The sequence below is a fragment of the Winogradskyella pacifica genome (assembly GCF_003386275.1).
Taxonomy (GTDB): Bacteria; Bacteroidota; Bacteroidia; order Flavobacteriales; family Flavobacteriaceae; genus Winogradskyella; species Winogradskyella pacifica.
In genome coordinates, this window is record NZ_QREI01000006.1 from 254,377 (window position 1) to 274,207 (window position 19,831).

The 19,831-nt window shown below is 34.0% G+C and carries 15 protein-coding genes, 3 tRNA genes and 1 rRNA gene; 5 read left to right on the plus strand and 14 right to left on the minus strand.

Annotated elements, in window-relative coordinates; translation table 11 throughout:
- Positions 1-27: 27 nt before the first annotated feature.
- Complete coding sequence (locus tag DFQ09_RS13680) at positions 28-1,815, minus strand: L-fucose isomerase (protein ID WP_181897185.1); 1,788 nt, start codon at positions 1,813-1,815, stop codon at positions 28-30.
- Between the two features lie 15 nt (positions 1,816-1,830).
- On the minus strand, positions 1,831-2,625 hold the full coding sequence (rhaD, locus tag DFQ09_RS13685) for a rhamnulose-1-phosphate aldolase (RefSeq protein WP_179348325.1): 795 nt from the start codon (positions 2,623-2,625) through the stop codon (positions 1,831-1,833).
- 192 nt (positions 2,626-2,817) lie between these two features.
- On the opposite strand from rhaD, the gene DFQ09_RS13690 reads away from it, so the two are divergent.
- The 4 genes from DFQ09_RS13690 (at position 2,818) to DFQ09_RS13705 (ending at position 8,124) form a co-directional block, all read left to right on the plus strand.
- Positions 2,818-3,717 (plus strand): AraC family transcriptional regulator, encoded by a 900-nt coding sequence (locus DFQ09_RS13690; protein ID WP_115811268.1) that lies wholly within the window; start codon positions 2,818-2,820, stop codon positions 3,715-3,717.
- 392 nt (positions 3,718-4,109) lie between these two features.
- Complete coding sequence (gene aldA, locus DFQ09_RS13695; protein WP_115811270.1) at positions 4,110-5,549, plus strand: aldehyde dehydrogenase; 1,440 nt, start codon at positions 4,110-4,112, stop codon at positions 5,547-5,549.
- Positions 5,550-5,641: 92 nt separating this feature from the next.
- On the plus strand, positions 5,642-6,940 hold the full coding sequence (gene fucP, locus DFQ09_RS13700) for an L-fucose:H+ symporter permease (protein ID WP_115811272.1): 1,299 nt from the start codon (positions 5,642-5,644) through the stop codon (positions 6,938-6,940).
- Between the two features lie 32 nt (positions 6,941-6,972).
- The gene (locus DFQ09_RS13705) at positions 6,973-8,124 is read left to right on the plus strand and encodes an alpha-hydroxy acid oxidase (protein WP_115811274.1); all 1,152 of its coding nucleotides are present in this window, start codon (positions 6,973-6,975) and stop codon (positions 8,122-8,124) included.
- Between the two features lie 106 nt (positions 8,125-8,230).
- Here DFQ09_RS13705 and DFQ09_RS13710 read toward each other — a convergent pair.
- The 10 genes from DFQ09_RS13710 to DFQ09_RS13755 all read right to left on the minus strand — a co-directional run bounded on the left by DFQ09_RS13710 (position 8,231) and on the right by DFQ09_RS13755 (position 15,905).
- Positions 8,231-8,305, minus strand: a tRNA-Val gene (locus DFQ09_RS13710).
- Positions 8,306-8,516: 211 nt separating this feature from the next.
- Positions 8,517-8,591, minus strand: a tRNA-Val gene (locus DFQ09_RS13715).
- Positions 8,592-8,640: 49 nt separating this feature from the next.
- A tRNA-Val gene (locus tag DFQ09_RS13720) sits at positions 8,641-8,715 on the minus strand.
- Between the two features lie 63 nt (positions 8,716-8,778).
- Entirely contained in the window at positions 8,779-9,996 is a 1,218-nt protein-coding gene (locus tag DFQ09_RS13725) for a bifunctional folylpolyglutamate synthase/dihydrofolate synthase (RefSeq protein ID WP_115811276.1), read from the minus strand.
- Position 9,997: 1 nt separating this feature from the next.
- On the minus strand, positions 9,998-10,894 hold the full coding sequence (locus DFQ09_RS13730) for an energy transducer TonB (protein ID WP_115811278.1): 897 nt from the start codon (positions 10,892-10,894) through the stop codon (positions 9,998-10,000).
- 73 nt (positions 10,895-10,967) lie between these two features.
- Positions 10,968-11,360, minus strand: a complete 393-nt coding sequence (locus tag DFQ09_RS13735; RefSeq protein ID WP_115811280.1) for an ExbD/TolR family protein — start codon at positions 11,358-11,360, stop codon at positions 10,968-10,970.
- A 2-nt stretch (positions 11,361-11,362) separates the two neighbouring features.
- Entirely contained in the window at positions 11,363-12,058 is a 696-nt protein-coding gene (locus DFQ09_RS13740) for a MotA/TolQ/ExbB proton channel family protein (RefSeq protein WP_020895290.1), read from the minus strand.
- Between the two features lie 66 nt (positions 12,059-12,124).
- Entirely contained in the window at positions 12,125-13,519 is a 1,395-nt protein-coding gene (nhaD, locus tag DFQ09_RS13745) for a sodium:proton antiporter NhaD (RefSeq protein WP_115811282.1), read from the minus strand.
- A gap of 24 nt (positions 13,520-13,543) precedes the next feature.
- On the minus strand, positions 13,544-14,770 hold the full coding sequence (locus DFQ09_RS13750; protein ID WP_115811313.1) for a Glu/Leu/Phe/Val dehydrogenase dimerization domain-containing protein: 1,227 nt from the start codon (positions 14,768-14,770) through the stop codon (positions 13,544-13,546).
- A gap of 61 nt (positions 14,771-14,831) precedes the next feature.
- A complete protein-coding gene (locus DFQ09_RS13755) occupies positions 14,832-15,905 on the minus strand; it encodes an anhydro-N-acetylmuramic acid kinase (protein ID WP_115811284.1) in 1,074 nt (357 codons plus the stop codon).
- 90 nt (positions 15,906-15,995) lie between these two features.
- On the opposite strand from DFQ09_RS13755, the gene DFQ09_RS13760 reads away from it, so the two are divergent.
- A complete protein-coding gene (locus tag DFQ09_RS13760; protein ID WP_115811286.1) occupies positions 15,996-17,138 on the plus strand; it encodes an acyl-CoA dehydrogenase in 1,143 nt (380 codons plus the stop codon).
- Between the two features lie 60 nt (positions 17,139-17,198).
- Here DFQ09_RS13760 and DFQ09_RS13765 read toward each other — a convergent pair whose 3' ends face one another.
- Positions 17,199-19,631, minus strand: coding sequence for a helix-turn-helix domain-containing protein (locus DFQ09_RS13765; protein WP_115811288.1), 2,433 nt, complete (start codon positions 19,629-19,631; stop codon positions 17,199-17,201).
- A 107-nt stretch (positions 19,632-19,738) separates the two neighbouring features.
- Positions 19,739-19,831 (minus strand): 5S ribosomal RNA (gene rrf / locus DFQ09_RS19215); the annotation flags it as partial.

Here is a 19,831-nt window from a genome sequence, read left to right on the forward strand (position 1 = left end):
CCAAACACCCTTTTGAGTTATTCTAAATTAATCTTTAAATCCGTATAACGGACCATAATTTTCACAAGCTCTATAATCAGCTCCTTCTAAGCCTTCTCCAAAAGCAGACCATGCGCTTGGTCTAAATACGTCGTCTTCACTAACATTATGCATGTTAACAGGAATACGTAACATAGAAGCTAAAGAAATTAAATCGGCACCAATATGTCCATGAGAAATCGCACCGTGGTTGGCTCCCCATTTTGCCATTACAGTATAGACATCTTTAAAGAAACCTGTTCCTGTTGTTCTTGGTACAAACCATGTTGTTGGCCAAGTTGGGTTTGTTCTTTCATTTAAAGTTTCGTGAACATCCTCTGGCAATTCAACACTCCAGCCTTCTACAATTTGTAAAACCGGTCCAATCCCTTTTACAAGATTAATTCTACACATTGTTAATGGAATGGTCCCTTTTGTTTTAAACTGAGAAGAGAATCCTCCGCCTCTAAAATATTCAGCAATTGCTGCTGGCCATTTTGTGTTATCTAAACATTTTTGTACTTCTTCTTCTGTAATATCCCAGAATGGTTTCATTGTAGGATTTCCATCAGCATCGGTTTGTTGTGCTGTAGCATCTAAAGTTGTAGAACCAGAATTGATTAAGTGAATAATTCCATTCTCTGCAATACCAGTTAATTTTTTACCAGTCACACGCTCTACAGACTCAGGACTCCAGTACGTACGGACATCAGAGAACAATTGTGCTTTGTTCGTTAACAAGTGGCCAAACAACATAGAAATAGCGTTTAAACAATCATTTTCTGTTGCAAATGTGTAGGCTTGACGAACACCATTCCAGTCAAAAGATGAATTTAAAATAGATTCCGTATAATCCGCGTTTGGTTGGTAATCTGTCCACTGACGTTGTCCTTGAAAACCTCCCATAATAGCATTTCTACCTTTAGATTCTTCACCGAATCCCATGTCTTTCAACTTAGGGTTTCCGTTCATTAAATCTTTACAGATTAAAGTCATTTTCACAACTTTTTCCCATTCAGCATCTTTTTCTTCTGCTGATTTCTGTGTTTCAGGTGTATTATAATCTTTTCCTTCTTTACAGTTTTCTTTCGTCCAAGCTAATGCTTTTTCGAATTCGTCATGGTCATAAATACCTTCATCAATACGTCTTAAAAGCTCTACAGACTCTACAAACTCAGCTCTTACACCTAAGTAATCTTGTAAAAAGTTGACATCTACCATAGAACCTGCAATACCCATTGAACTGTATCCTATAGATAAATAAGATTTACCTTTCATTTGAGCCACTGCTAAAGCCCCTTTTGTAAAACGTAATATTTTTTCAGATACATCTTGAGGAATCGTTTGGTCACCACCATCTTGCACTTCTTTACCATAAATTCCAAACGCTGGTAATCCCTTTTGAGAATAACCTGCCAATGCTGCTGCTAAATACACAGCACCTGGTCTTTCAGTTCCGTTGAAACCCCAAACTGCTTTAGGGGTTAAAGGGTCAGTGTCCATAACTTCTGTTCCATAACACCAACAAGGCGTTACTGTTAATGACACTTCAACTCCTTCTCTTTTAAACTTATCGGCACAAGCTGCTGCATCTGCAACACCACCAATAGTAGTATCTGCAATAACAACCTCTACTTTTTCTCCACTAGGAAAACGTAACGTATCTTCTATTAATTTAGCTGCTGCTCTAGCCATGTCCATAGTTTGAACTTCTAAAGACTCTCTTACACCTAATTCACGTCCATCAATCACCGGACGAATTCCTACTTTTGGTAGTCTACCTATTAATCTACTCATGATTATATTTTTTTATTATGTGAATTGCTCTAATTCTGTTAATTGATCGTTTGAAAGTCCTGCGGGTTGAAAACCTGCTGCCCAACACATCATTAACATTTTAGCTCCTTTATTGGCAACATCTAAAAAGTCCCAAGCTTTCATTACATCTGGCGCTGTTGCTGTTGCTCCATGCTTTTCCCATAAGGATACGTTTCTTGTTTTAAACGCTTCCATAGTTACTTCTGCTAAAGCTGCGGTGCTAGATAAAGCATAAGGTGTACAGTGAATTCCTTTAGGAACAAATACTTTTACCTCAGGACACATCATCCAGATTTGTCTGTTTAATTCTTCTTCATTGTCAAATAACTCATGATGACTCATACAGATTAATTCTAGTGGGTGTGTATGTACAACCGCTAAATTTTCTGGGTGATGGATTGAGTTAAATAAATGGATACTTGCATGAGAAATTAACTCACAAGTTGGTCCAAAGTTTTCACGCTTACCTCCCCAAATAACTGAATACGCTGTGGCATCTTCATTGATATATAAGATACAAGACGCTTCTTCAAGCTTATCTACTAAATCTCTCAAATAACAACCTGTACCCGTAATGTAGATTACAAATCCTGCAGCTCCTTTTGGAAATTCAAATGGAATTTCTGTTCCAATACCTTGCACTTCTTCTTTTGAAAAGTAAGATGTTAAGTTCATTGAAATATTTCCTGCGTTTCGCTCTGCCCATTCACGTTGCCATAAATAACCCGCGACTTCGGATACTTTTTTTAATTCTGCTTCTACCTGTACTGGGAGTTTTATCGTTTTCATTTGTTTATGTTTATTATTTTTATTTGTCAAGTGGTGCATCCATATTAATCACAACATTAAGTATTGCGTTTTTAGTTATGGATGGTTCATCTTTTTTTAAATAAAATTATTGTAACAAAAATAGAGACAGAATACACCTTATTAAATATTCAAAATCTGTATTTTTGTATCTAATTCAAACATTAGTGCTTCATGAAGTTTGTAAAAGAAATAGAATTAGGCGATCCTTCCGCAAATCATCAAAATTTTATTGACCTAAAATTAAAGATGTTATGTTGCCGATATTGGTTATTAGATCTATGGGACTGTCATGAAATGGTATTTCCGTTTTGGAGACTATATTGGAATAAAAACACAGGTGGTCAATTAATTCATCAGGATACTGTTTTTGAAATGGATCCTGATCATATCTATATTATTCCTCCGTTTACTTCATTTTCATCACTATATACAAAAAACCACATTTATACGGAAGGCATTCATGTCTCAGGAAAGCAGTTGAATAGCAATCACGATGAGGCGGAATTAGAAAACATGTTCTTAATCCATTTTTTCGTTCACTTTAATTTAGGAGTGCCTTTTGATAGTGTTTATCCTGGTATTTTAAAAATTGAATTAACCGATTACTTAAAGGACCGATTAAACTATTTAACCAATCGTTTAAAAGTTGAAAACAAAAATTTTAAACTCACTTTTAATTTAAAGCTACAAGCCTTCATTAAAGAAGCACTTACTAATATTGGTCCCGAATTATGGAAAACCATTAATATAGACGAACGTGTTTTAAAAGTCATCCGCTATATTGAAGTCAATATTGACAAAAAATTAAGCAACACTGAAATGTCATCCCTAGTTAATATGGCACCAAATTCATTTGCGCGATTATTTAAGGATGAAATGAACGTTACATTACATCAATTTGTTCAAAATAGAAAAATCGCAAAATCTTGCGAGTTATTTGAACACACTAACAAATCTATTGAAGATGTCTCTTTTAATTTAGGGTTTTCTGATCGCTATCATTTTTCACGCGTATTTAAATCGGTTACAGGATTAACTCCGGCATCCTACAAATCTGGAAAATATACCTAGACTACACTTTCTAAATACTTAATACTTCAGGCTAATAATGTGTGTTTTTAGGCTTATGAGGATTTTGAGCAAGCAATTGACGGATTTGAGAAACCGACTTTATCTAATTCTATCATTCTTTGTAGAGGCCAATACCATTCGGTTATAGGTCAGCAAATTTCAATGACAATTTATGGGTTTTTGAAACCAAATACGGTTGAAAATTCAAATACAAAAACCCTTCAATGTTTAAATTATACATATTATTGATTAATATGGATAAATACTAAAAACACATTGTTATATAAGTTTGTTAACCACATTGGCAATTAAGAATTCGAGCTTTTGTTTATTTATAAGAAAAACTTCGAATTTATTAAACATATCACAACATAAACTAAACGTAAACACTCATGAAAGAATTTAATCAATTTATAAACGGAAAGTTTGTAAAATCTACTTCTTCAGAAGTAACAAAAGTACTTAACCCTTGTACAGAAGAAGTATTGTCAGAGATACCACATGGTTCTGTTGAAGATGCGAATAAAGCATTAGATGCAGCAAAAGCATCACAATACGCTTGGAAATCTCTAACAGCAATTGAACGTGCTGGCTATTTAAATAAAATGGCTAATGTCATTCGTGAAAATCGTGTGTTTTTAGCTAAAACTTTAGCTGCAGAACAAGCTAAAGTAATTGGATTAGCGCAAGTAGAAATTGATGTTACAGCCGATTATTTTGATTATTATGCAGGATTTGCAAGACGAATAGAAGGTGAAATTATACAAAGTGATCGTAAAAAAGAACATATCTTCTTACATAAAGCACCTATTGGTGTTGCTGTAGGGATTTTACCTTGGAACTTCCCATTCTTTGTTATGGCAAGAAAAGTTGCAGGATCATTAATTACAGGAAATACCTGTGTAATTAAACCTAGTTGTATTGCTCCAAATACTATTATGGAGTGGGTAGATTTAATACAAAAAATCGAATTACCAGCTGGTGTATTAAACTTTGTGTGTGGTTCTGGCCCAGTAGTTGGAAACGCTTTATCTAAAAGCCCAATTACAGGAATTATCAGTTTAACTGGTAGTGTATTTGCAGGTCAGAAAGTTATGGAAGCGGCTTCTGAAAACATTACAAAAGTATCTTTAGAATTAGGTGGTAAAGCCCCTGCAATTGTTTGTGCTGATGCAAATTTAGAATTAGCGGTTAATGCCGTTGTTGGTTCTAGAATTATTTATAGCGGACAAGTATGTAATTGTGCAGAACGTGTTTATGTTGAAGAATCTATTCACGATCAATTTTTAGACATGGTTACTGCTAAAATGAACGCTTTAAAAGTAGAAGATGCTTTTTCTGATAACAATCCTGATATGAGTGCATTGGTTTCTAAAGCGCAATTAGATAAAGTAGCCGAAATGGTTGAATTTGCTAAGAAAGAAGGTGCAGAAGTTTTAGTTGGAGGACAAAAATCTAGCCAGTTTGATAAAGGCTATTTCTACCAACCTACATTGTTAACTAATGTAAGACAAGATATGCAGATTATCCAAGAAGAAGTTTTTGGACCTGTATTACCAGTAATGAAATTTAGCACTTTGGATGAGGCAATTGCAATGGCAAATGATTCTGAATATGGTTTAACATCATCAATTTTCTCAGAAAACTTTAATAAAGTAATGCACGCTGCAGAAGAATTAGAATACGGAGAAACGTACATCAACAGAGAGCATTTTGAAGCGATTCAAGGGTTCCATGCAGGATGGAAAAAATCTGGAATCGGTGGAGCTGATGGAAAGCATGGTATGGAAGAATACCTTCAAACGAAGGTGATCTATGCACAATATAGATAGAAATTAAGATTAGATTATCAAAGCACTATTCATTTTTAGATATTAATTTGAATGGTGCTTTTTTTTCATTGTAACTAAAATACTAAGACTAAATGACGAATTCAACAAAAATACCAGTAGTATCTAAAGAGGTCATAGTACCATTTGTACTCATCACATCTTTGTTTGCGCTTTGGGGATTTGCTAATGATATTACAAATCCTATGGTAGCAGCATTTGCAACCGTAATGGAGATTTCAACCGCAAAAGCAGCTTTAGTACAATTAGCTTTTTATGGTGGTTACGCTACAATGGCTATTCCTGCTGCTCTTTTTGTTAGAAAATACAGTTATAAAAAAGGTATCCTATTAGGTTTAACACTTTATGCTATTGGAGCGCTTTTATTTTATCCTGCTGCGAAATTTGAAGTCTTCGGATTCTTTCTAGGATCTTTATACATTTTAACTTTTGGATTGGCTTTTTTAGAAACTACAGCCAACCCTTTTATTCTATCAATGGGCGACGAGCGTACAGCAACCCAACGTTTAAACTTAGCACAAGCTTTTAATCCTATTGGATCGTTATTTGGCATGTTTGTAGCCTCAAAATTTATCCTTGTGGCCTTAGATTCTGACAAACGAAATGCCGCTGGTGAGCTCATTTTTAGTACACTTGATGAAGCGCAAAATGCAATTATTAGAACGCACGATTTAGAAATCATTAGAAATCCTTATGTCATTCTTGGCTTTGTAGTTATCGCCATGTTAGTAGTTATATCATTAACCAAAATGCCTAAAAGAACGGTTAGCGATAATCCGACTAGTGCAGCATCGTCATTTAAAAGATTATTCAAAAACGGAAAATATAAAGAAGGTGTTTTAGCTCAATTATTCTATGTTGCCGCTCAAATTATGTGTTGGACATTCATTATCCAATACGCAGGAAACCTAGGCATACCAAAAGCAGAAGCTCAAAACTACAATATTGTAGCCATGGCCATATTTTTATGTAGTAGATTTATAAGTACATTTTTAATGAAGTATGTTAACTCAAGAAAACTACTTATGATTTTTGCCCTTTGTGCTATGGCAACTACATCTGGTGTTATACTCATTGAAGGTATTGCAGGACTTTATTTACTAGTGGCTACTTCAGCATTTATGTCTTTAATGTTCCCAACCATTTACGGTATTGCATTAGACGGTTTAAGAGCAGACGATACTGCTATTGGTGCAGCTGGTTTAGTAATGGCGATTGTTGGAGGTGCTTTAATGCCAATTTTACAAGGATTAATGATAGATACTGAAAAGATAGGACCTTTTTCTGGTGTGAATTTCTCATTTATTTTGCCTTTTATATGTTTTTGCTTTATCGCAATTTATGGTTATCGAACTTTAAAGATTTATAAATAAGAAAGCGTAATTAAAACTTTAGAAATTTTAATATGGAAATAAAAATAAATCCCAAATATCCTTCAGTAACAGATTTAAGAAAAAGAGCAATGGTTAAAATGCCAAAATTCGCTTTTGAATACTTAGATGGTGGATGTAATGAAGATATAAATTTAGATAAAAATCGTACTGATCTTCAGAAAATTGAATTGATGCCACAATATTTATCAAAATTTGACAAATCTAATTTAAAAACAGAATTGTTTGGTCATACTTACGATGCTCCTTTTGGAATTGCGCCAGTTGGTTTACAGGGGTTAATGTGGCCAAATTCACCAGAGATTTTGGCGAAATCAGCTTTTAATCATAACATCCCTTTTATACTAAGTACAGTAACCACTTCTAGTATTGAACGTGTTGCAGAATTAACAGAAGGAAAATCTTGGTTTCAACTTTATCATCCTGCAGAAGAAAAAGTAAAAAGAGATTTATTAGATAGAGCTGCACATGCAGGAACTGATGTTTTAGTCATTCTAGCAGATGTACCAACATTTGGTTACAGACCTAGAGATGTTAGAAATGGCTTAGCAATGCCACCATCTATGAGTCTAAAAAATATTATTGAAGTTTTTAGAAAACCAGATTGGGCTATTCAAACTTTAATACACGGACAACCTGCTTTTAAAACCATGGAAAAATATATGCCTAAAGGACTAAATTTGAAAAAATTAGGTGAATTTATGGATGTTACTTTTTCTGGTCGTTTAAATGAAGACAGAATAGCTTCTATAAGAGATCAATGGAAAGGGAAATTAGTTATAAAAGGTGTTGTAAATGAAATAGATGCTCAAAAAGCGATTAATCTAGGTGTTGATGGATTAATTGTATCTAATCATGGTGGGAGACAGTTAGATGCTGGTCAATCTTCAATTGTACCCATGACGCATTTGGCAAAAAAGTATAAGAATGAGATCAAAATCATGGTCGATTCTGGTTTACGTGGTGGTCCAGATATTGCAAGAGCAATGGCAAATGGAGCAGAATTTACATTCATGGGACGTAGTTTTATGTATGGTGTTGGAGCATTAGGAAAAGAAGGAGGAAACCATACCATTTCTTTAATGAAACGCGAATTTCAACAAGTCATGGAACAGCTATGTTGTGAAAATGTAGCGGATCTACCAAAACATTTAATTGTAAAGTAATAACCTAGCATTAATCGCAATAAATAAGGGCAATATAGAGCTCTTTACGATATTAATTATAACAAACAAAGCCTTTCAATTTCTTGAAAGGCTTTTATTATTTAAGTGGGTCATACTGGATTCGAACCAGTGACTTCCACGTTGTCGACGTGACACTCTGAACCAACTGAGTTAATGACCCATATTTTTGTTTTCAAAACCATTTCGAGCCTTTTGTAAATTAAAATAGGATTATATATCCCTTTACGAAACCACTCCTTCAAATATAATCCCGAATCGCTTGAGCGATTCTAGGAATTTTAACTCTAAAAAAGCAACTCAAACCGTTGCCTTAGTACTTTTTTGGAGCTAAAATCCCGATTTACAAAAGTAAATCGGGATTCTTTTTGATGTGGGCGACAAGGGATTCGAACCCCTGACCCCTTGGGTGTAAACCAAGTGCTCTGAACCAACTGAGCTAGTCGCCCTAATAAATGAAGTAACGTATAAAAAAAGTTCACATTTCTGTGAACTTTGTGGGCGACAAGGGATTCGAACCCCTGACCCCTTGGGTGTAAACCAAGTGCTCTGAACCAACTGAGCTAGTCGCCCTATTTATTAGGACTGCAAATATAGTCTAGTTTTTAATATCTCAAAACATTTTTTTAAAAAAATTTAAATAATTTCTGCCACCACAAAAGTACTGCCTCCTACATAAATCAAATCTGTTACTTTAGCGTTTGATTTTGCGACACTTAAAGCAAATTCAACACTCTTACAAACCTTCCCTTTTAAACCATTATCCCCGAAAGTTTTTTTCAAAACTTTAGCATCTAGCCCTCTTTGCACATTTGGTTTGCAAAAATAATAGGTAGCCTGCTTAGGTAATAGAGGAATTATAGACTCTAAATCTTTATCATTAACCACCCCAAAGACAATATGAAGATGATCAAATGACTCTTCATGTAATTGTTTCATCACAGAAGTTAAGCCTTCTTTATTATGGGCTGTATCACAAATAATCTTTGGTTCAGTTCCTAAAATTTGCCAACGCCCTTGCAGACCCGTATTTGCAGTGACGTTTAAAAGTCCTTTTTTCAAGTCCTTTTCAGAAATATTAAATCCTAAATTCTTTAAAACCTTTACCGACTGTAAAACCGTTTTTATATTATGAATTTGATACGCTCCTTTTAAATCACTTTCTAAAATTGTATCAATCAATTGATCCGCAAAATAAATATCCGATTGCTTTTCTTCTGCTTTCGTTTTAAAAACAGTTTCTGTCTCAGAATGTGTTTCTCCGATAACCACCGGGATGTTGTGTTTAATAATACCTGCTTTCTCACTAGCAATTTCTTTAAGAGTATGCCCTAACATTTGGGTATGATCGTAACCGATATTTGTAATTACAGATAATTCTGGTGTAATAATATTTGTAGAATCTAAGCGTCCACCTAATCCAACTTCTATAATTGCAATATCCACTTCCTGGTCTGCAAAATACTCGAATGCCATACCAACAGTCATTTCAAAGAAAGACAGTTGATTTGCCTCTAGAAATGCTTTATTTCGTTTAATAAAACCGATAACAGATTGCTCGGTAATAACCTTACCATTAATGCGGATACGTTCTCTAAAGTCCTTTAAGTGCGGCGAGGTATATAAACCCACTTTATAACCTGCTTCTTGCAAAATTGAAGCTAGCATATGGCTCGTAGAACCTTTACCATTTGTACCACCAACATGAATAGACCTAAAACGATCTTCAGGATGGTTTAAATGCTTCGCTAAATTAATGGTGTTCGTTAAATCCTTTTTAAAAGCTGAGTTGCCTTTATTTTGATACATTGGAAGTTGTTGAAACATCCAATTCACAGTATCTTGATAATTCATTCTATTGACCTACATCAAAGTTAATACTTACAAAACCAACTTGAGTTGTTGGTGCATCAGCATCTGCTGGCCATTTATGAGACATGGCTATTTTTTTAGCTGGCTCTAATAAACAAGGATGTGTATTAGTTGTACCTCTAATACCAGGTTCAGCTTTAATCACTTTTCCTTGTTGGTTAACTTCAATTCTAACCACCACTAGACCATACTCATTACAATCTTGTTTAAAAATCTGTTTTGATGGTCTTCCTCTACCACCTAAGCCATAGCCAATTCCACCTTTTCCTGGTCCTGAACCACCAAAATAGCTTGCCGCATAAGGATCTCCATCTAGTTGTCCTTTATTACCACCTTGCTTATCTGGTCCTTCACCTCCATCTGTATTACCTGAAGCGTTTTTAACTCCACCAATAAGATTGTCTAGCTGTTTCTTTTTCTCTGCTTCTTCTGCACGTTTCTTTTCTTCAGCTTCACGCTTCTCGCGTTCTACTTTTTCTGCAGCAGCTTTGGCCTCCGCTTTCGCTTTCGCTTCTGCAGCCTTTACCTTTGCTTCAGCTTCTTTTTGCTTTTTAATAGCAAGTGCTTCGGCATTATCTTGGGTCATTACCTCTTCAGCTTTTGTAGCAGCTTCTGCAGGTGCAACTTGTGCTTCTTCTGGCAGAACTTCCTCAACAACCTCTTCTTCTATAACTTTATCTTCAACAGCCTTCTTAGGTTCACTTAATGGTTTATTTCCACTACCAAAATCAGTCGTTCCAAAATTTACGGCTACACCATATTCTTCTGGTGGATCCATATATTGAGGCCCTACAACAAACAATAGCAAAAGTAGTATCAAAGCAATAAGTGCTGTGATTCTTGCAGAATTACGTTCGTGTTTGGTCTCTAAATATTTCATTTGTTTTATATAAACCTGTCAGATCTTTGAAATCTTACAGAAAAGAATAAGTTGTTTTCAAAAATGATGTCGCTTAATTCGGTTGAACAGCTAATATCACTTTAAATTTGTTTCGGTTTGCGATATCCATAACCTTCACTACATTTTCTACCGGAACAGATTTTTCTGCTCTTAAGACAATTGTTGGCGCGTCTTGTGATCCTAATATGGATATTAATTGTGTTTCTAAGACACTTTCGCCTACACGTTTCTGATCAATATAATAGGTCAAATCTTTTTTGATACTTACTGCTGTTGATTTTTTATTCTCAGTCTTACCACTTGCTTTAGGTAACACAATATCAATAGCATTAGTACTTACCAATGTTGACGCTATCATAAAAAAGATTAATAACAGAAATACAATATCGGTCATAGACGCAAAATTGAATTCTGGTGTAACTTTATTTCGTCCTCTAATATTCATAATTAGATTGGTTCGTTTAAGTGATCTAAAAATTCTATCGAATTCGCCTCCATTTGGTAAACGACTTTATTGGTTCGCCCCACAACATGATTAAATGCCACATAAGCAACAATACCTACTATAAGTCCACCAACGGTTGTCGTCATAGCGGTATACAATCCACTTGCTAAAACATCCATTTGAATGGTTCCTCCTGCATTAGCCAATTCAAAAATTGAAATAATCATACCAATTACGGTTCCTAAGAAACCAATCATTGGTCCAACACCAGAAATGGTTGCTAAAACGCTAACGTTCTTTTCTAAATTGTATATTTCTAATCGACCTGCATTTTCAATAGCCGTATTAATATCTTCTAAAGGTTTCCCAATTCTTGTCAACCCTTTTGCGATTAGGCGAGATACTGGTGAATTCTGCTGTGCACATAACATTTGAGCGGAATCAATTTTACCATTACTCACATGATCTTTAATTTGATTCATAAAGTTTGAATCGACTTTAGATGCTGCTTTTATGGCGAAAATGCGTTCAAAGTAAATATATACGGATACAATTAAAAGTAGGAATAAAATGAAGATAATCACCATTCCTGATGTTCCACCACTTGTAATTAATTCTATTATGGATAAAGTCTTTTCTACTGATTCTCCATCAGTTAAAACGGCTACTTCATCTTGAATAGTACTGAATGCTATCATATTCTAAAAATTGAAATTATTTTTAACTATTTGTATAACGTCTGTTTTGAAACAAAAGTATGTGTATTAAAAGATAGTTCTTGTAAACATAAACACAACTGCTCCTGCCAAAAACCCTAATAATGCTAACCATGATATTTTTTTAATATACCAAAAGAAATCTATTTTTTCCATTCCCATAGCAACTACTCCAGCTGCAGAACCGATAATTAACATACTTCCTCCTGTTCCTGCTGAATACGCTATAAAATGCCATAGCTCATTATCTATTGGCTCTGTAAACATTCCTAAACTTGCCGCAACAAGTGGCACATTATCAATGACTGCTGATCCTACTCCTAATAAAAGAACAACTAAGTCCGAAACACCACCATGATGTAATTCAGTTCCTAGCATCGGCATTGTGTCTTGAAGTGTACCTGCAAAACCAAATAAAATACCTAAAGACTCTAAAGCTGCCACTGCCATTAAGATTCCTAAGAAAAATAATATACTTGGCAATTCAATTTTAGATAATGAGTAGTGTACAGGACTGTGGTGTGCGTGTGCATCACTTTCTACTGAGTCATGGTTAGACATACTAAATTTAGTATTACTATATATTTCCGCAAAAATAGCGACAACACCTAATGCCAACATCATACCAACATAAGGAGGTAAATGTGTCACTGTCTTAAAAATTGGAACAGATACAATACCACCAAGCCCCAAATACAACATTATAGCGCTGTATTTACTTTTCGGTTTATCACTATCCTCTTCTTTTGATTCAATTTTACCTTTAAAGGCCGGTAATAAAGAAGCTATAAATGTAGGAACCAACATACAAACTAATGATGGTAAGAATAGATACACAAATAAATGACCCGTAGTTACTTTTTTACCAATCCAAAGCATTGTCGTTGTAACGTCTCCAATAGGTGACCAAGCTCCACCAGCATTGGCAGCAATGATAATTAAACCTGCATACCAAATACGAACATCCCTATCATGTATTAATTTTTGTAAAATTGAGATTAATACAATAGTTGCAGTAAGGTTATCTATGATAGCCGAAAGAAAGAATGCTAAGAACCCAAAAATCCAAAGAATTTTCCGTTTGCTCTTTGTCTTTATAAAACCTTTAATTGTTGAAAAGCCATCAAAATAATCGATGATTTCAACTATGGTCATAGCACCTAATAAGAAGACAAGTATTTCAGAAGTTTTACCTAAATGATGGAGTAAGGTTTCTTCCATCATATGCATTTTCTCTTCGTGCGGAAGCAAACCAAAATTATCCATTAAGTTATGCGTAGCCGAATCAAACCATTGCGTAAAATTGTCAATACCTAGGGATATTAACGCCCAACTTATAGCCATCATTACTAAAGCGGGAATTAATTTATCTATTTTTATATTGTGTTCTAGGGTTATGGCTAAATAGCCAAGAACGAATACAAGTATTATTACGGTTTCCATAGTGTTAATTATAAAAGTAATTAATTATATTAATTGTTTGAGAGCAATCTCAAAAGCAGTTTCGCTAATACCTGTTTTTGTCGGATTATTTTTATGTACTTCTTTTAATGCTTTCCTTATAACGTTAGAGGTGTCTTTAAAAATATCCTCATCGGTCATTTGTACTTTACGCTCCATAAAATAAGCAAAAACTCTAGCCATACCACAGTTTGAAATAAAGTCTGGTATTAAACTAATTTTTTGATCTGTATATTCCATTATTGAGCCAAAGAAAATTTCTTTATCAGCAAAAGGAACGTTTGCACCACAGGTAATAACTTCCAAACCTGTATTTATCATTTGATCTATTTGATCTTGAGTCACTAAACGTGAAGCTGCGCAAGGCGCGAAAACTTCTGCTTGTAACGACCAAATTTGTTCATTGATATCAGCAAACGGAATTAGATTATCCGCGATAAGTGTATTGCTGTTTTTAGCTAAGTATAAATCGGTTATGTCGTTAAATGAAAATCCGTCTTTATTAATTAACCCACCATCTCTATCTATAATACCTACGATTTTTGCTCCCATTTGAGCAAAATAAAACGCTGCTGCAGCTCCTACATTACCAAAACCTTGTACAATGACACGTTTTCCTTTAATAGAATCTCCGTTAATATCATAAAAATGCTCTGCTGCTGTAGCTACTCCATAGCCAGTAATCATATCTGCTACAGTATATTTCCTATTAACACTAGGAGAATAGCTCGGGTTTTCAATCACTTTAATTACTCCATGTCTTAACTGACCAATTCTATTAATCTTATCAGCTATTGTTGGTTTAAAATGACCTTCAAAAACACCTTCTTGAGGATGCCAAACACCACTTTGTTCGGTAATTGGAATTACTTCGTGAATTTCATCCACATTTAAATCACCACCTGTACCGTAATAACTTTTAAGTAATGGTGAAACGGCTGCATACCAACGCTGTAAAACTCCTTTTTTTCTTGGATCTTGAGGATCGAAGTTAATTCCAGATTTTGCTCCACCAATTGCTGGACCAGAGACAGTGAATTTCACCTCCATGGTTTTTGCCAAGGAAAGCACTTCATTTTTATCCAATCCTTTGCGCATTCGTGTTCCACCACCAGCTGCACCACCTCTTAACGAGTTAATTACAGTCCAACCTTCGGCTTCTGTTTCTGCGTCATTCCAATGGAACACAATTTCAGGTTCCTTATTTTCGTATGTGTGAAGTAAATCTTTTATCAATTTTGATACATTTATTATTCAATAACAAATATAAAAAACAATCCAAGTGAAAGCTTAATTAAATTCTGTTTTTCGGAATTAATATTTTTCCTGAAGAATGATTTCGTTTTGCCCCTGTTACGCTTTTTAAGCAATTAATTTCATTCCTTTTTTTGAGCACACCTAATAATCCAAAAATTAACGCTTCTTTAAATTCGATGATCTCATTCTGTGGAATTACAATTTCAACTATTGATAACTGCCGTAACCTATCAATTAAAAAATTATTATAGACACCGCCGCCGGTAACCAAGACTTTTGTGTTTTTTTCAACTAAAACTTTTGAAATTTGAAGGGCAACATGTTCAACAAAAGTTCTTAGTATATCTTTCATTTCAAGCTGAAAGGATTCAATTAATGGGAATATATTTAAATCTACCCACTCTAAACCTAAAGATTTTGGTGGCTCCTCTTTATAATAATGCAGCGCATTAAGTTGTAATAATAAACTTTTATTCACTTTTCCTGCGGAAGCTAATTGACCTTTATCATCAAACTCTAGGTTTAATTTAGAGACATAATGATTCAACACAATATTTACTGGACAAATATCATAAGCAATTCTTTCATTTTTAGATTCAAATGAAATATTAGCAAATCCACCTAAGTTAAGGCAATATTCAAAATCATTAAATAACAAACGATCACCAATGGGAACTAATGGTGCGCCTTGCCCTCCTAGTTCTACATCTTCAACCCTAAAATCACAAATTACATTTCTATTTAACATATCAGCTAAAATTTGCTGATTACCAATTTGATATGTTAATCCTTGCTCTGGTTGGTGTAACGCGGTGTGTCCATGCGAAGAAATAAAATCTATAGCTTCAATGGAGTGCTTCTTAATAAAACTAGAAATCACCGTCGCTAAATACTCAGAATATTTCGCGTCAATAGCCTGTAAATGATCCATTGACTGATTTACCAATCCTCCCAATACGGTTTTCCACTGTGGTGAATACTTAATAGTTTCAGCATAATGAACTTTAAAACTCCATTTGTTATCTACATTATAAGTCGCATAAATAAGATCTATGCCATCTAATGATGTTCCGGACATTACTGCAATAATGTTGTAATTATATTTTGCCATATGAGTAAAAATAATATTCCTTATTGAAAATACCGCAATAATAAATTATCTTTGCATCAAATTTTTAAGAAATCAATAATATTATAGTTTATGGACTTTAGCTTAACAGAAGAACATTTAATGATTCGTGATGCAGCACGAGATTTTGCACAAACAGAATTACTTCCTGGTGTTATAGAACGCGATAATGCACAAACTTTTCCTGAAAGCTTAGTACGCAAGATGGGCGAATTAGGGTTTTTAGGCATTATGGTCGATCCTAAATATGGAGGAAGTGGCATGGATGCAATTTCTTATGTCCTTATTATGGAGGAATTATCTAAAGTTGATGCATCGGCTTCTGTAATGGTTTCTGTAAACAATTCTTTGGTTTGTTATGGATTAGAATCTTATGGAAATGAAGCTCAAAAAGAAAAATATCTAACAAAATTAGCCACTGGCGAATGCATTGGAGCGTTTTGTTTAAGTGAACCTGAAGCTGGTAGTGATGCTACATCTCAGAAAACAACAGCTATTGACAAGGGCGACCATTACTTATTAAATGGTACGAAAAACTGGATCACAAATGGTGGACGCGCAGAAGTGTATATCGTAATTGCCCAAACAGATAAGCACAAAGGGTCTCATGGTATTAATGCTTTTATTTTAGAAAAAGGCATGCCTGGTTTTGATATCGGACCGAAAGAAGATAAATTAGGAATTAGAGGAAGTGATACACATACGTTACAGTTTAATGACGTAAAAGTACCTTTAGAAAACAGAATTGGTGATGATGGATTCGGATTTAGATTTGCTATGAAAACATTATCTGGTGGACGAATAGGTATTGCAGCACAGGCTTTAGGAATTGCAGCTGGAGCTTATGAATTAGCTTTAAAATATTCTAAAGAACGTAAAGCTTTTGGTACAGAAATTTGTAACCATCAGGCTATCGCGTTTAAATTAGCCGATATGCATACCGAAATTGAAGCTGCTAGAATGTTAGTAATGCGTGCTGCTTGGGATAAAGATCAAGGTAATAATTATGATATGTCTAGCGCAATGGCCAAGCTTTATGCAAGTAAAGTTGCCATGGAGCATACGGTTGAAGCTGTTCAAATTCACGGTGGAAATGGATTTGTAAAAGAATACCATGTAGAACGTTTGATGCGTGATGCTAAGATTACACAGATTTATGAAGGTACTTCTGAAATTCAGAAGATTGTAATTTCGAGAGGAATTATAAAAGATTAAACAAATAGTAAAAACCAGAAAGGCTTCAAAATATAATTTTGAAGCCTTTTTTTTTGAGCTTTAGGTTAATTCATCCAATACCAAACGAATTTCACCATAAGAATATTTATCATCAATTTGATGCTTTAAATCTGAAAGGTTATCGAAGGTTTTTGTCGGGATAATTTTCTTTAATTCGTTATAATGTTTTAACGACATTAAGTCGGTAACTTTAACGTCACCTGAAGCAATAAAATTTGCTAAATGGCCGAAAATAGTATTCGTATTTAACTCTCTTTCTAATGCTATTTGTTCAATTGATTTTCCTGATTTATATAAATCTAAAGATATTTTTTTAGTATCCCCTTTCTTTTTTTTTGGTTTTACTTCCTTAAATATCGAATTATCAGTAGAAGTTTCAATATCGTTTTCATCACAATATTCTAAGATTACTTTTAATATATCCGCACCATATTTCTCAACTCTAGTTTTACCCATACCATGTATCTGCGCTAACTCTGTTTTACTTGTTGGTAAAATCTCGCACATAGCATAAAGTGACTTTTGTGTAAATATTTGATAATGGATTAAATCTTCTCTATTCGCTATAGTATTTCTAAGCTCTCGCAATAATTCAAAGAGTTCCACATTGGTTGTGCCATCTATGACAGATTCACGCGTTTTTTTAGGTTTATCCTTAGTTAAGAATACCGATTTTGCTCGTAAAGATAAAAAGTCTTTTGCCTTAAACCCTTCCTTTAATCCTTCATAATAAGAAAGTTTAGTCACCAATAGTTCTTCTAAAGCATCTAATTGTTTTTCAATATCCTTTTGAATAGCCTTATTATCTGTAGTAAATTTTAATTCTTTTAACGGAATTTGAATCGTAGATTTAGTTTGCTCACTAAAATATGCTAGTGCTTTTATAAAACGCTGTTGAGTAGCTGAACTCAACTCAGGTGTTTCCTTAGGACCTCCTATGCTTCTTAGTTGTGATTTAAATCCATTACTTATTTTAAGCAAATTTGTAACACTATTCTTAATCTTAATTAAAGGAGTTTCTATGGTACCTTCTATACTCCCTCTATTTTTATAATAAATATCTAATATGCGATTAGCAGGATAGATAAATTTATAGAAATCAAAAACCTCTGAAATTAATTCTAATTGAAAATTACGTTTTGATTCTAATAAAATAACATCATTTGGCTGATTGGATTCTGCATTCTTATTAAATTCTATAACATTATAATCACTAATTATTTGATTAGATTCTATCTTACTTTTTAGAACTAATCCTTCTAACGATTTACAACGACTTAATGCCACATAAGTTTGACCGTGTGCAAAAGCACCTTGTGCGTCAATAATTGCTTTTTCAAAAGTTAAACCTTGACTTTTATGAATGGTAATAGACCAAGCCAGACGTAAAGGGATTTGTGTATAGCTACCTATCTTATCTTCAGATATTGCTTTGGTATCAGCATCAACAGTATATTTTATATTTTCCCAAGTCTCTAACTTAGTATTGATATTAAAATCATCATCTGGACAACTAACAACAACTTCATCTTTTTCTAATAAAATAACCTTACCAATTTTTCCATTAAAATAGCGTTTCTCAGGAGAACTGTCGTTTTTAATGAACATAACCTGAGCTCCAACTTTTAAATCTAAGATTTCTTTATTAGGAAATGAATGCTCTGGAAAATTGCCTTCCACAGTTGCCTTATAAGAAGTTACCTTCCCTTTTAACTTATCTAGTTCTAATAAATTAGTTTGTCTAGCCTTATTATTATGAGTCGTTAGTGAAATATATCCCTCATCTTCTTTAGGTTCAAAATTTGGTAAGAATCGCTTATTCAATTCATTTGCTAAATGAGCACTTAAATTGTTATTTCTAATTTCATTCAAAATATTTATAAACAAAGGGTTCTCTTGTCTATAAATATGTTTTAACTCTATAGTAATCGGGTTGCAATTCTGATAAGATATGCTACTAAAGAAGAAAGCATTTTTGTAAAATGGCTGTAATAATCTCCATTCATGGTCCTTAATTACGGGTGATAATTGTTGTAAATCACCGATCATTAATAATTGGACGCCTCCGAACACCTCATTTCTATTCTTGTAACGTCTTAATGTCTTATCAATACCATCGAGCAAATCAGCTCTAACCATACTAATCTCGTCAATGACTAATAAATCTAGAGACTTAATAATATTAATTTTAGTCTTACTAAATTTTCCTTTGAAACCAGATGTGGTTAAATCATCATTGGGTAAAATAGGCCCAAATGGCATTTGAAAGAAGGAATGTATCGTTACTCCTTTCGCATTAATAGCTGCAACTCCAGTAGGGGCTACAATTACCATTCGTTTGTTTGCTTGTAATTTAAGTTTATGCAAGAACGTTGTTTTACCAGTACCTGCTTTACCTGTTAAGAATATATTTCTATTGGTATTAATTACAAAGTTCCAAGCTAAATCTAATTCTATATTTTCTTTAATCATGTCCGTATAAAATGAGGATTGAAGTTACTAAAAAACGATTAAAGTAAAGTTCTCAAAGTATTATAAAAGCAAAAAACCCTTACTAGTTATCTAGTAAGGGTTTTAAAAAAAGGCGGTGACCTACTCTTCCACAGTAAAGCAGTACCATCGGCGCAAACGGGCTTAACTACTCTGTTCGGAATGGTTAGAGGTGAGCCCCG